Annotated in this window: 10 protein-coding genes; all 10 read left to right on the top strand. The window is 57.8% G+C overall.

Annotated features, from left to right (window positions below):
* Positions 1-112 precede the first annotated feature (112 nt).
* The 10 genes from pdxR (at position 113) to KQX66_RS20090 (ending at position 12,354) form a co-directional block, all read left to right on the top strand.
* Positions 113-1,567 (top strand): MocR-like pyridoxine biosynthesis transcription factor PdxR, encoded by a 1,455-nt coding sequence (pdxR, locus tag KQX66_RS20135; RefSeq protein WP_216794597.1) that lies wholly within the window; start codon positions 113-115, stop codon positions 1,565-1,567.
* 64 nt (positions 1,568-1,631) lie between these two features.
* Positions 1,632-2,486, top strand: coding sequence for a hypothetical protein (locus KQX66_RS20130; protein WP_216794596.1), 855 nt, complete (start codon positions 1,632-1,634; stop codon positions 2,484-2,486).
* 507 nt (positions 2,487-2,993) lie between these two features.
* The gene (locus KQX66_RS20125) at positions 2,994-3,992 is read left to right on the top strand and encodes an asparaginase (protein ID WP_216794595.1); all 999 of its coding nucleotides are present in this window, start codon (positions 2,994-2,996) and stop codon (positions 3,990-3,992) included.
* A gap of 111 nt (positions 3,993-4,103) precedes the next feature.
* Positions 4,104-5,687, top strand: a complete 1,584-nt coding sequence (locus KQX66_RS20120; RefSeq protein ID WP_216794594.1) for a glutathione ABC transporter substrate-binding protein — start codon at positions 4,104-4,106, stop codon at positions 5,685-5,687.
* Positions 5,688-5,782: 95 nt separating this feature from the next.
* Complete coding sequence (nikB, locus tag KQX66_RS20115) at positions 5,783-6,712, top strand: nickel ABC transporter permease (RefSeq protein ID WP_216794593.1); 930 nt, start codon at positions 5,783-5,785, stop codon at positions 6,710-6,712.
* An 11-nt stretch (positions 6,713-6,723) separates the two neighbouring features.
* Positions 6,724-7,620 carry an ABC transporter permease subunit gene (locus KQX66_RS20110; protein ID WP_216794592.1) on the top strand — a complete coding sequence of 299 codons (897 nt, stop codon included), beginning with the start codon at positions 6,724-6,726 and terminating at the stop codon, positions 7,618-7,620.
* Positions 7,621-7,636: 16 nt separating this feature from the next.
* The gene (locus tag KQX66_RS20105) at positions 7,637-8,635 is read left to right on the top strand and encodes an ABC transporter ATP-binding protein (protein WP_216794591.1); all 999 of its coding nucleotides are present in this window, start codon (positions 7,637-7,639) and stop codon (positions 8,633-8,635) included.
* A complete protein-coding gene (locus tag KQX66_RS20100) occupies positions 8,632-9,609 on the top strand; it encodes an ABC transporter ATP-binding protein (protein ID WP_216794590.1) in 978 nt (325 codons plus the stop codon). Before KQX66_RS20105 ends, KQX66_RS20100 begins: the two co-directional genes overlap by 4 nt.
* Positions 9,606-11,075, top strand: coding sequence for a leucyl aminopeptidase family protein (locus KQX66_RS20095; protein ID WP_216794589.1), 1,470 nt, complete (start codon positions 9,606-9,608; stop codon positions 11,073-11,075). Before KQX66_RS20100 ends, KQX66_RS20095 begins: the two co-directional genes overlap by 4 nt.
* A 565-nt stretch (positions 11,076-11,640) precedes the next feature.
* On the top strand, positions 11,641-12,354 hold the full coding sequence (locus KQX66_RS20090; protein WP_216794588.1) for a 2OG-Fe(II) oxygenase: 714 nt from the start codon (positions 11,641-11,643) through the stop codon (positions 12,352-12,354).
* The last annotated feature ends 483 nt before the right edge of the window (positions 12,355-12,837 follow it).

Below are 12,837 nucleotides of genomic sequence, written 5' to 3'. Positions count from 1 at the left end.
TTCCGCTTTGCGCAACGGGATGATAAGATGAGCATAACTGCATTTTGACATTGGAAAAATGGTCAGTTTTATGATTTTTCAAGTGACAGATTATTGCAAAGGAGAAGCCGGGATGATCGACTTGATGCCGAGGCTCGACGAAACGTCGGGCGAAGCGCTGTATATGCAGCTGTACCACTACATCCGCGACGAAATCGCCGCCGGCCGCATTCCGGCGAACGAGCGGCTGCCGTCCATCCGCACGCTGTCCGCTTACCTGGGCGTAAGCCGGTCGCCCGTCGCCCTTGCCTACGAGCAGCTGCTCGCCGAGGGCTATGTGAACAGCAGACCGCGCAGCGGGCTGTATGCCGCCGAGCTGGACACGTCCACTTCCTTGAAGGCGCAGATCGAAGCGGCGGGGGAACGTTCCGTCGTTTCGCCGTCACCGAAGCGCGCGTACCACGCGTCTCAGGACGAGCCGTTCCGTTACGACTTCGGCTACGGCAGCGTCGATATCGCGAGCTTCCCGCTGGCGAAATGGCGCCGGCTGATGAACCGCTGTCTGCTACCGGAAAACAACCGTCTGCTGCTGTACGGCGATTTGCAGGGCGAGCCGGAGCTGCGCGCCGAAATTGCCGCCTACCTGCACCATATGCGCGGGGTGCGCTGCCAGCCGGAGCAGATCGTCGTTGGGGCGGGCACGTACCATTCGCTCGATTTGCTGTTTCAATTGCTGCGCGAGGACGTCGTCTGTATCGCCTCCGAAGAAGCGGTCAACGACGGGGTAAAAGCGCTGTTCGGGCAGTTCCGGTTCGATTGCCGGCCCCTTCGGCTGGAAAGCGACGGCATCTGCCTCGAAGAGCTGCAGGCCAGCGGCGCCCAGGCCGTCTATGTCACTCCGTCGCATCAGTTTCCGTACGGCATGACGCTGTCGGCGGGCAAGCGGCTCAAGCTGCTCCAATGGGCGAAGGAACGGCGGGCCTACATCGTCGAGAACGATTACGACGGCGAGTTCCGCTACAGCGGCCGGCCGATTCCTTCGCTGCAAAGCCTGGACGACGACGGCCGGGTCATCTACGTCGGCACGTTCTCGCGGGCGCTGACGCCGGCGTTCCGGCTCAGCTATCTCGTGCTGCCGCCAGCGCTGCTGGCGAGGTTTCGCAGCCGTCGGCACAGCTACGATCAGCTCGCCTCGCCGATTTTCCAGAAGACGCAGCAGCTGTTCATGGAATCCGGCGACTTTGGTCGGCATGTGCGCAAAATGCGCAGCGTCTACCATAAAAAGCGCGATGCGCTGCTGCACGCGGTACGCGATGCTTTTCCGGCGGGCGTCGAGATGATCGGCGCGGACTCGGGGCTGCACCTGCTGCTTCGGGTCCGGGGAGATAAGGACGAAGCGGAGCTTGTGCGTGCAGCGTTCCGGGAAGGGGTCGGCATCTACCCGGCTTCGGCTTACCGGCTGCGGCAGGAGGCCGACGAGGCTCCGACCGTGCTGCTCGGCTTCGGCGGCCTGTCCGAAACGGACATCCGGGAAGGCGTAAGGCTGCTGGCGCGGGCATGGAAAATGGAATCCCTTCTAAATAAATGAAAGAAAATGGACGATATATCCAGTAGGATGTCATTTTTCTTTTATTTTGAAGAGGAGGGGTAACGTGAAAGTTTCCGGCGGAGAAAGCAGCGTCTTGAACCTGTACGCGATCCGCGAACAGGAGAGCAAGCCCGGCCTGAGACCGGGGACGATTGCCGGCTTGAAGCATGATACGGTCGAAATCAGTCCGACCGGCCGGCAATTGGCCGAAGGCGCAATTAAGCATCATGTGGGCAAAATCTTCGTATCGGCCCAAATCGACGAATCGCTGAACCGGCTGCTCGAAGGGAAGTCTCAGGAAGTAAGCGATGCGGTGCACACGATCATCGGCTCCAATCTGCTGCCGGGCGGCTCCGTCTCGGACGAAGGGGAGCGCGCTGCGTTGCGGGAAGCGGGATTGGCACAGGCAAAATATGTGGCGGACCGTTATATGTCGGGCGGCGAATCGTCCGAGCTGATGGCGATCATGAACCAGATTGCCGTCATCGGCGCAAAGGGAACGGTTGATTCCGCAACAGGAAGCGTCTCCTACAAGATGCCGCCATCCCGGCCGGTCGGGGCGCCCGAAGACTATGTTGACATCAACGAGCTGATGAAGCGGTTCGAACCGGCTACCTACAAAAAGCTGAACGAAGCGGTAACCGGCAGCGGCGACTGGGGCAGCATTTTGTTTTCGTTTGTGCAAAAAATCCCGCAAAACGAGCAGTGGGTGACCAAGTATCGCGAGGAAACGAAGCAACTGATGCATGAGCTGAAGACGACGAAGCTCGATAACCGGTTCACAGGCGCTAATACGTCCAATATGGCCTCCTTCCTGTTGGACATAAACCGTAAGCTGGAGCAGACACCGCTTGCGAAGTCGGATGCCTTGATGCGAAACATGGCTAATTTTGCAAAGATTTTCGGTCATCAGGCTTGACGCAAGCGAGCCTGCAGAAATTTGGATGCATCCTTCCGGTCGGGCCTGAGAGGATGTACAACGCAAAAACGACCACCATTCCGTGATTCCAAAAAAATACTCAACGCACGGATAACAGCCACAAGGTTGAAACCCGAAAGACCGCACGCCTCTGGCCAAATGGCTGGGAAGACGGCGGTCTTTTTTGTTTTACGAAGGGCAAAAACGACAGGAGATGAAATTAATACCGTCACTGGAATAAATAAAATTCAAACTCTTCCATTCCTTCCCGGAAACCGCTGTTTTTCTTCACAATTTATTCAAATATTTATTGACAAGCGAAAAAAACGGCTGTTATTATTAACATCAGTGGTGAAAATAAACGAGTTAAATTTGTTCAAGGAATCATTTAAAGCGGTTCCGGACCCGACGAACCCGACTTGAAAGCGTTAGCAAAGCGGGATGCTCGGACATTTAACCGCAGCGGAACATCTTGAACTTCACATGCCGAAAGGAAATGAGTTACTTATGGGCTTCGAACGATTGGTGGAAGAATACCGCGGAGGCGTGCTGGAAAATGTACATATGGGCCTTGTCTGCGGAATGGACGAGAACGGCCGTATTGTGTATTCCGTCGGCGACGAACAGCATATGACGTTTTTGCGTTCGGCGGCGAAGCCGTTTCAGGCGATCCCGGTCATCAAGAACGGCATCGACGAAAAATTCAAGCTGAGCCCGAAGGAAGCGGCTCTGTTCGCCGCCTCGCACCGAGGAGAGAAGTATCATATCGAGGCGCTTGAGTCGGTTTTAGAGAAAACCGGGCTGAAGGAAGAAGACATTCTGTGCTGTCCGACTTACCCGCTCAACGAAGCACCGCGGGCGGCCTGCTACTGGGATCATCTGGAGAAACGCAAGCTGTACCATAACTGCTCCGGCAAGCATTCCGGTTTTCTCGCGCTGTCCAAGGAGCTCGGCTACGACCTTGAAACCTACTGGAGCATCGACCACCCGGCGCAGCAGCTGAGCTTGGAAGCAATGGCTGAAATGGCCGACTACCCGAAGGAAGACATCCGCATCGGAGTGGACGGCTGCGGCTTTCCGGTGTATGCGATGCCACTCCAAAACATCGCTCGCGCCTACCTGAAGCTGGCGTGCCCTGATCTGATAGCGAATGCCGATACGAGAGCGGCGGTGACGAAAATCGCCGGCTACATGAACGCGCACCCGGAGATCATCGCCAGCCACGACTTTATCTGCACCGCGCTGCTGACCGATCCGAACATTGTCGCCAAGGGCGGCGCCAAAGGAGTATACGGCTTCGGGCTCAAAAAGGAGCGCATGAGCTTCGCCTTAAAAGTACTGGACGGCTCGGAGCTCGTATGGCCGATTATCGCCGCTTCGATTCTGGAGCAGATCGGCTACGACAACCGCGATACGATCGACCGGTTGTACGCGCTGGCTCCGAAGGAGATCAAAAACGATAACCATATCGTCGTAGGCGAGAGAAAAACCGTATTCCGTTTATAGTTGGGCGCTTCACTGACACATGGGTAACGATCTTCCTTTTTATGGACGAATGGATTCGTTCGTCTCGCAGGAAGATTTAGCATAAATCAATGAAAAACGGGGGGATTTTCCATGAAAAAACGTTTCGCAGCATTTACGGCATTGGTGCTCGCCGGCGCGATGTTTGCAGGCTGTAGCGGCGGCGCAGGCAAGCCGCAGCAGCAAGGCGAGGCCCAGCAGCCGACGGCCAAGAAGGAAGGCAACGGCATCACGATTGCGGTCAACGCCAACTTCGTGACGCTGGACCCGCACAACGCGGCGGATACGCTGTCCATTTCCGGCTACCGCACGATGTATCAAGGTCTGCTCGGCTTCGATCAGGATATGAAGGTCGTGCCCGTGTTGGCTGAATCGTACGAAGTGAGCCCGGACGCCAAGGTATACACGTTCAAGCTGAAAGAGAACATCAAGTTCCACGACGGCACGCCGTTCAACGCCGAAGCGGTCAAGGTCAACCTCGACCGGGTGAAAAACAAGGATAACAACCTGAAAATGGCGCGCAGCTTCGCCGCCGTGGAGAAAACCGAAGTCGTTGACGCCAAAACGGTAAAAATCACGCTGTCCCAGCCGTATTCCGCGATGCTGAACAAGCTGGCCATGCTGATGATCATCAGCCCGCAGGCGCTGGAGAAGTACGGCAAAGATATCGGCCAGCACCCGGTAGGCACCGGTCCGTTCAAGTATAAGGAATGGGTGCAGGGCGACCGGATGACGATCGAGAAGAACGCCGATTATTGGGAAAAAGGTCTGCCGAAGGTGGATACCATCACCTTCAAGCCGGTGCCGGAGAACGGTTCCCGCGTCGCGATGCTGAAGACGGGCGAAGCCGATTTCGTCTATCCGCTGCCGACCGAGCAGGTGGAGCAGGTGAACGGGAAGAACGGCATCGTCGTGGACAAGACGCCTTCGACGATTGCGCGCTACATCACGATGAACATGACGAAGAAGCCGTTCGACGACGTTCGCGTCCGTCAGGCGATCAACTATGCGATCAACAAAGACGCCTATATCAAAGTCGTCAAATCGGGCTTTGCCGAGAAGCTGGACTCGACCATGTCGTCCAAAACGCAATTCTATGCGAAGCAAACGCCGTATGACGGCAACGTGGAGAAAGCGAAAGCGCTCCTGAAGGAAGCCGGCCTGGAAAACGGGTTCAAAGCCGAAATCTGGGGCAGCTCCGACTCCGAGACGGTGAAAGGCATGCAGTTCGTGCAGCAGCAGCTGGCAGCCGTAGGCATCACGCTTGACGTGAAGCCGATGGAGGAAGGCACGCTGTCCAACGAGATCAACTCGGCCAAAACGCCGCAGGAATCCAAGGTGCAAATGTGGTACGTCAGCTGGTCCCCGTCCTCGGCCGACGCCGACGCGGCGACACGCCCGCTGTTCGCGAGCGAAATGTTCCCTCCGAACGGAGCGAACACCGCCTACTACAAAAACGACAAGGTCGACGAGCTGATCGCAAAAGCGAACAAGCTGTCGAACGCCGATGAGCAAAAAGCCGTTTACGCCGATGTTCAAGCGCAAATCTACAAAGACGCTCCGTGGGTGTTCCTTGCCGTCGACCAGATCGTATCCGGCAAGAAAAACTACCTCGAAGGCGTGAAAGTATATCCGGACGGCTCGATCAACGTCCGCGAAGCCGAAATCAAGAAGTAAGTCCTGACCTGATGCTGTGTTGACCCGCCCTCTGGTGCGGTGCTCACCACAGCATCTCGCCTAATGGCAGGTTTTCAGAGGAGGAGTGTAAAAGCTTGGCTCAGTATGTGCTTAAACGATTGGTTGCCGTCATTCCGATTCTTTTTATCGTTTCCGTCTTGATCTTTCTGTTCATTCATTTGATTCCCGGCGATCCGGCGCGGCTCGTGGCCGGCAAGGAAGCTACGCTTGAAGACATCAGCCGCATTCAGGCCGAGCTCGGCCTCGACAAGCCGCTCTGGGAGCAATATTTCATCTATATGTCGCATCTGCTGCAGGGAGATTTGGGTCAGTCGCTCAAAACCGGCCAGCCGGTAACGGAAATGCTCGCTTCGCGCATGATGCCGACGATTTGGCTGACGATTTTCAGCATGGGCTGGGCGCTCCTGATCGGGATCGTCATCGGCGTCATCTCGGCGACGAAGCGCAACCGCTGGCCGGACTATTTGAGCATGCTGACTGCGGTGTCGGGCATTTCGGTGCCGCCGTTCTGGCTCGGGCTGCTGCTCATCCAGCTGTTCTCCGTGCAGCTCGGCTGGCTGCCGACCGGAGGCATCGATTCGTGGGAGGGCTACGTGCTTCCGTCGATTACGCTCGGAGCGGGCATCATGTCGATGCTGGCGCGCTTTTCCCGGGCTTCCCTGCTGGAGTCGCTGAAGCAGGACTACATCCGGACCGGCCGGGCCAAAGGCTTGAACGAGCGCGCGGTCGTCTGGGGGCATGCGATGAAAAACTCGATGATCTCCGTCATTACGGTGGCCGGGCTTCAGTTCGGCTTTCTGCTCGGCGGCTCGGTCATTGTCGAGACGGTATTCAGTATCCCCGGGCTCGGGCGGCTGCTGATCGATTCGATCGCCTTCCGCGATTATACGGTCATTCAAGCGGAGCTGTTGCTGTTCGCCGTCGAATTCATTCTGGTCAACTTGCTCGTTGACGTCCTGTATGGCGTGCTCAATCCTAAAATTCGCCTGTCGGGCCAGAACTGAGGAGGACCACCATGAGTCAAAACATCGTCATCGACCACGCTGCGGACACGGCCGTTCCGTTAACGAAAAGCAGTCCGCTCCGCGATTTTTGGATCAAAATGAAAAAGCAAAAGCTCGCGTTCGCCGCAGGCTTGTTTATCTTATTGCTCGTCATCGTCGCGGTGATCGGTCCCGCGCTTGCGCCTTACGATCCGTCCGTGCCGGATTACGACAACATTTTGTCCGGTCCGTCGGCGAAGCATTTGGCCGGTACGGACGAGTACGGCCGCGATATTTTCAGCCGCATTCTCGTCGGCACCCGGCTGTCGCTGTCCGTCGGCCTTAGCGCCGTGCTGATCGGCGCGGCCATCGGCACGCTGCTTGGGCTGATCAGCGGCTATTACGGCGGCTGGCTCGACCGGCTGATCATGCGGAGCAGCGACGTCATGTTTTCGTTCCCCGATCTGCTGCTGGCGATCGGCATCGTCGCAATCCTCGGGCCGGGGCTGATGAACGTCGTCGTCGCCGTTGCAATCTTCGGCATTCCATCGTTCGCGAGGCTGATCCGCAGCGCCACTCTGGAAACGAAAGAATCGCTGTATGTGGAAGCGGCCCGCTCCATCGGGGCGAACAATGTGCGGATTATTGCCCGTCACATTTTTCCCGAAACCGTTCCGAGTCTGATCGTTTACTTCACGATGCGGATCGGGACGACGATTCTCGCCGCATCGGGCCTGAGCTTTCTCGGCCTCGGGGCGAAGCCTTCGGACCCGGACTGGGGGGCCATGCTGAGCATGGGCCGCGATTACCTCAGCATCGCGCCGCATGTCGTTTATTTTCCGGGAGCCGCCATTTTCCTGACGGTTCTCGCGTTCAACATACTGGGAGACGGTTTGAGAGACGCGCTCGATCCGAAGATCAAGAATTAGAACAGGAGTAACGCGAATGACTCAAAAACTACTTGACGTGAAAGGCCTCAAGACACAGTTCACCCGGGATCAAGGCAAAGTCAACGCGATCGACGGCGTCGATTTTCATGTGAACAAAGGCGAAGTGCTCGGTCTGGTTGGAGAATCCGGCTGCGGCAAAAGCGTCACGTCCTTGTCCGTCATGCGGCTGCTGCACGGTACTCCGGGGAGCATCGTCGGGGGAACCGTCCGTTTTCAGGAGAAGGATCTGGTGGCGCTGTCCGAAAGCGAGATGCGTTCGATCCGGGGCAAGGATATCGCGATGATTTTCCAGGAGCCGATGACGTCGCTCAATCCGGTGCTCAAAATCGGCAAGCAGCTCGTGGAAGCGATCCGCCTGCATTTGAAATACGATAAAAGCAAGGCGCGTGAGCACGCCGTTCATATGCTGAAGCTGGTCGGCATTCCGCGCGCGGAAGATGTCATCGACGAATATCCGCACCAGCTCTCCGGGGGCATGCGGCAGCGGGTCATGATCGCCATGGCGATGTCCTGTAATCCGCAGCTCCTTATTGCCGACGAGCCGACCACCGCGCTGGACGTGACGATCCAGGCGCAAATTTTGGACCTGATGAAGAAGCTGAAGGACGAGAACGACATGTCCATTATGCTCATCACCCACGATTTGGGCGTGGTGGCCGAAATGTGCGACCGCGTGATCGTCATGTACGCCGGACGTGTGGTCGAGGAAGGGAACGTGCTGGATATTTTCGACGATCCGCAGCATCCGTATACGAAGGGGCTTATTCATTCGGTGCCGAAGCTGCGCCAGAATCACAGGCGTCTCGAATCGATTCCAGGCAACGTGCCGGACTTGACGAATATGCCGACCGGCTGCAAGTTCGCTCCCCGCTGCTCGGCGGTGATGGACATCTGCCGCGAGCGGGAGCCGCAGCTGGTGCAGACAACCGGCGGCCGAAAGTGCCGCTGCTGGCTCTATGAGAACGATAGCGCGAAGGGAGAAGGGGAAGCGTGACGAAACCGCTGGTGGAAGTGAAAAACCTGCGCAAAGTGTTTCCGATCAAGAAAGGGTGGTTCGGGAAGCCGGCTTTGCTGCAGGCGGTGGATAACGTATCTTTCTCCATCCGCAAGGGCGAGACGTTCAGCATCGTCGGCGAGAGCGGCTGCGGCAAGTCGACGACGGGCCGCCTGATTACGCGGCTGCTGGCGCCGAGCGAAGGCGAGATCTGGTTCGACGGGCAGGAGATCGGGAAGCTGGACGAGGCCCGCATCCGTCCGCTGCGGCGGCAGATGCAGATGGTGTTCCAGGACCCGTACGCGTCGCTGAATCCGCGCATGAAGATTAAGGACATCATCGCCGAGCCGCTGCTTATTCACGAGAAGATGTCGGCGGCGGAGCGGGAGAAGGATGTTCAGCGCCTGCTTGAAGTCGTCGGCTTAAGCTCGTTCCACGGCGAACGCTACCCGCACGAGTTCAGCGGCGGCCAGCGTCAGCGCGTCGGCATTGCCCGCGCTTTGGCCGTGAAGCCGAGCCTGATCGTAGCCGACGAGCCGGTATCCGCGCTCGACGTGTCCATCCAGTCGCAGGTGCTGAACCTGCTGCAGGACTTGCAGGAGGAGTTCGGGCTGACGTACTTGTTTATTTCCCACGATCTGAGCGTCGTTGAGCATATCAGCGACCGGATCGGCGTCATGTATCTCGGCTCGATGGTCGAGCTCGCAGATAAGGACTCGATCTACGAAAAGCCGCTGCATCCGTATACGCAGGCGCTCTTTTCTTCCGTGCCCGTACCGGACCCGCGGCTGAAGCGTGAGAAAATCGTGCTGAAAGGCGACCTGCCCAGCCCGGTCAACCCGCCGTCCGGCTGCCGGTTTCATACCCGCTGCCCGGTGGCAATGGACGTTTGCCGGACGAAGGCGCCCGTGTTCCAGGAGCAGGAGCCGGGCCATTACGTGGCTTGCCACTTGTATGGGGAGAGCAAAGGATGAAGATCACGACAGGTTTCGTTCAAACGGCGGATGTCACCGTTTTTCTGTGCCCGGAGCACGCCGGTCAGCCGGTTCCGCAGCTGGAGCTGCGGCCGGCGATGAAAGCCCGCGGCGCGGTCACTTGGTTTTACGGGCGCGGCGGGGAGGCGCACGTGCTGATCGTCGGTCTCGGACCGGAGGCGAAGATCGATGCGGAACGGTTGCGCGAAGCGGCCGGGAATGCGGCCAGAGCGGTTCATAAGGAAGGCTTTGCGACCGTGACCGTCATGCTGGAATCGTTCGTCCGTGCGCTGAACGGCTCGCTTTCCGAGGAAGAAGCGGTGCGGGCTTGGGCGGAGGGCTGGCTGCTCGGTTCGTATGCGTTCGACAAATATAAATCCCGCAAGGAAGCCCGTACGGTGGAGTGTCTGCACCTGGTATGCGCCGGGGGCGGGGAAGCTTCTTATGAAGAAGCGCTGAAGCAGACGGCCATTCGCGCGGAAGGAACGATGTTTGCGCGCAACCTGTGCAACGAGCCGCCGAACGTGCTGCATCCGGAATCGCTCGTTGAGTTCGTTCGGGAGCGGTTTGCGGAGCGGCCGGTGAACGTTCGCGTCTATGGGGAGCAAGAGTTGGCCGATCTGGGCATGAACGGGCTATTGACCGTCGCGCAGGGAAGCCGGTACAAGCCCGCGCTCATCGAGCTGACGTTCTGCACCGATCCGTCGCAGCCGCTGCTGGCGCTTGTGGGCAAAGGCATTACGTTCGATATGGGCGGCATGAACGTCAAGTCCGGACGGGATATCAGCGATGCGCGGTTCGATATGGGCGGCGCCTGCGCCGTGCTTGGCGCGATGGACATGATCAGCCGCTCGGAGCTGCAGACGAACATCGTCGCGCTGATCGCGGTCGCGGACAATATGCCCGATGCGGCGGCGTTCGTGCCGTCCACGGTGGTCACGTACCCGAACGGTCTCTCCGTTCAGGTCGGCAACACCGACGCTGAAGGCCGCCTCGTGCTGGCCGATGCGCTGCTGCACGCCGGGCGTCTCGGCGCCCGGGAGGTGATCGACATCGCGACGCTGACGGGCAACGTCGGAGAGGCGCTTGGGCTGGGCCTCGCCGGGGCGTGGGGCGACCGCCAGTTGGTCGACACGCTGGCCGCCATCGGCGAGCATTGCGGAGACCGGCTGTGGCCGATGCCGCTCGTCGACGACTACGAGGAGCTGCTGCGCAGCGATTACGCGGACATGAACAACATTCCGCCGATTTCGTACGGCGGAGCTATTGTCGCGGCGCTGTTCCTGCGCCGCTTCGTGGCCGAGACGATGCGCTGGGTGCACATCGACATGGCGAACACCGTGCAGGCCAAGGCTGCGCGAGGCTATTACCCGGCCGGCGCGACCGGCTACGGTGCGCGGTTGCTGGCCGATTTTGCGGTGAGCCGGGCCAAGGCGAACCGGCTGGGCGCAGGCGGCGAGGCTTGATGCCGGCCGTCGCCAGGCCGGGGCAGCGGGCTCGTAGCGAGCGGGAGTAACAATAGTACCGATAAGGGATCGTTCCAGAGGCAGATGTTTTTGCCGAGGGGCGGTCTCTTTTTTATTCGGAGGAGATAGCCGGGGGCTTCGGCTTGCTTGGCATCTGCGGCGGCTTGAAGCCGTTGAACGCCCCGGTTTGAACATAAAGGAACTACAGTGCGCTAATGAAGCTTTTGACGCTTGGTCCCATGGATAGAGGAACTGAGGTGACTAAATCGTGTCGAAAAATGTTCATATTCGCTGATTCCGGGGCGTTTACGCACCACAGGTTCTCTATTTTGTGCAAACGGGCCTATTGGGCGGAAATAGATGCGGTTTTGTTCCGCTAATTTTAGCAAGTGCCTTGCGGGTATTGAAACGGAGTCCCGTCACACGCTCGAAATGGTAAAAATGGATGATTTGCACAGCGTCTGCCGTAAACCCAAATAGGTAAGCATGATATGGAAAGACGCTGCCAGTGCTTTTTGGTTATGATGAAGGCAGCCGCTAACTTATCACGGAAGGAGCCTTTGGTATGACGGATTCAATAACGAAGCGCGTCGCGGGGTTGGATTGGCCTTCGATCCAACAAACGTTGGACGAGCAAGGCTTTGCCGCGTTTCCCCCTTTGCTGCGAAACGAGGAGTGCCGCGAGCTCATAAGCATGTACGAGGTGGAGTCGCACTTCCGGACCCGGATCGATATGGCCAGGTACCGGTTTGGCATCGGAGAATACCAATATTTTCAGGCTCCGCTGCCGCCGCTGCTGCAGGAGCTGCGCGTCTCGTTTTACCCTCGGCTGGCTGAAGCGGCCAACCGTTGGCAGACGCAGCTTGGTCAGGAAGCCGTGTACCCTCCCGAGTTGGCGCAGTTTCTGGAGCGCTGCCATGAGCACGGGCAGACCCGTCCGACGCCGCTGCTTTTGAAGTACGAGGCAGGGGGCTATAACTGCTTGCATCAAGATATGTACGGGGATGTATTTTTCCCGTTCCAGATCGTTTTTGTCTTGAATCAGCACGAAAAGGAATTCGCGGGAGGCGAATTTTTGCTAGTTGAGCAAAGGCCGAGAGCGCAGTCCAGAGGCCATGCGATTACGTTGGAGCAAGGAGCCGGGCTGATTTTTCCGACGCAGCATCGTCCGGTGCAGGGCACGCGCGGAACGTACCGGACGACGCTCCGTCACGGCGTAAGCACGATTACAGCGGGCACACGCTATAGTCTGGGCCTTATTTTTCACGATGCCCAATGATCGAGTAATCCAAGTACTTCGCAGGGACCCCGGGCCTGCGGGAAAATTTGATTTGAAGCCGCTTCGCAGCGGATATTTCCCGCGGACAAAGGCGAAGGCTATCGCTCCCCGAGTGTCTACCCCATCCCCGTATGTCCCTCTGTTTTTAGTGAAGATCACTTCCCCTTGCGCTTTAAGCGCAAGGGAAGCTTGATGAGAAAGTGGTCAATTGAGGTAATAGAAATTACGTAGGGGCGGGGTATCTACTTCCGACCGCTGTTGTCATCGGGAAATTTGATTGAAAAGCTACTTACTAGCGGACATTTCCCGAAGACAAAGGGGCCTCTATCATTTTCCAGTGGATACCCCCCTCTGTATACATCTCTTTATAAGATCACTTTCTCCACACTCTCCTCTTGCGCTTTAGGCGCAAGGCTTTTTTATTCCCGGAAATAAAATTTCATGTCACTATTTACAAAATGAAATAATATTTTATAATATGAG

Origin of the sequence: Paenibacillus oleatilyticus (assembly GCF_018998565.1) — a bacterium.
Taxonomy (GTDB): Bacteria; Bacillota; Bacilli; order Paenibacillales; family NBRC-103111; genus Paenibacillus_G; species Paenibacillus_G oleatilyticus.
Note: the sequence above shows the minus strand (reverse complement) of the source record. Positions and strands in the feature narration are given on the sequence as shown.

Excerpts from the sequence above, each read along its gene's own strand:
- pdxR (WP_216794597.1), top strand. The coding sequence starts at position 113 with ATGATCGACTTGATGCCGAGGCTCGACGAAACGTCGGGCGAAGCGCTG.
- KQX66_RS20125 (WP_216794595.1), top strand. The coding sequence starts at position 2,994 with ATGGGCTTCGAACGATTGGTGGAAGAATACCGCGGAGGCGTGCTGGAA.
- KQX66_RS20120 (WP_216794594.1), top strand. The coding sequence starts at position 4,104 with ATGAAAAAACGTTTCGCAGCATTTACGGCATTGGTGCTCGCCGGCGCG.
- KQX66_RS20110 (WP_216794592.1), top strand. The coding sequence starts at position 6,724 with ATGAGTCAAAACATCGTCATCGACCACGCTGCGGACACGGCCGTTCCG.
- KQX66_RS20105 (WP_216794591.1), top strand. The coding sequence starts at position 7,637 with ATGACTCAAAAACTACTTGACGTGAAAGGCCTCAAGACACAGTTCACC.
- KQX66_RS20095 (WP_216794589.1), top strand. The coding sequence starts at position 9,606 with ATGAAGATCACGACAGGTTTCGTTCAAACGGCGGATGTCACCGTTTTT.
- KQX66_RS20090 (WP_216794588.1), top strand. The coding sequence starts at position 11,641 with ATGACGGATTCAATAACGAAGCGCGTCGCGGGGTTGGATTGGCCTTCG.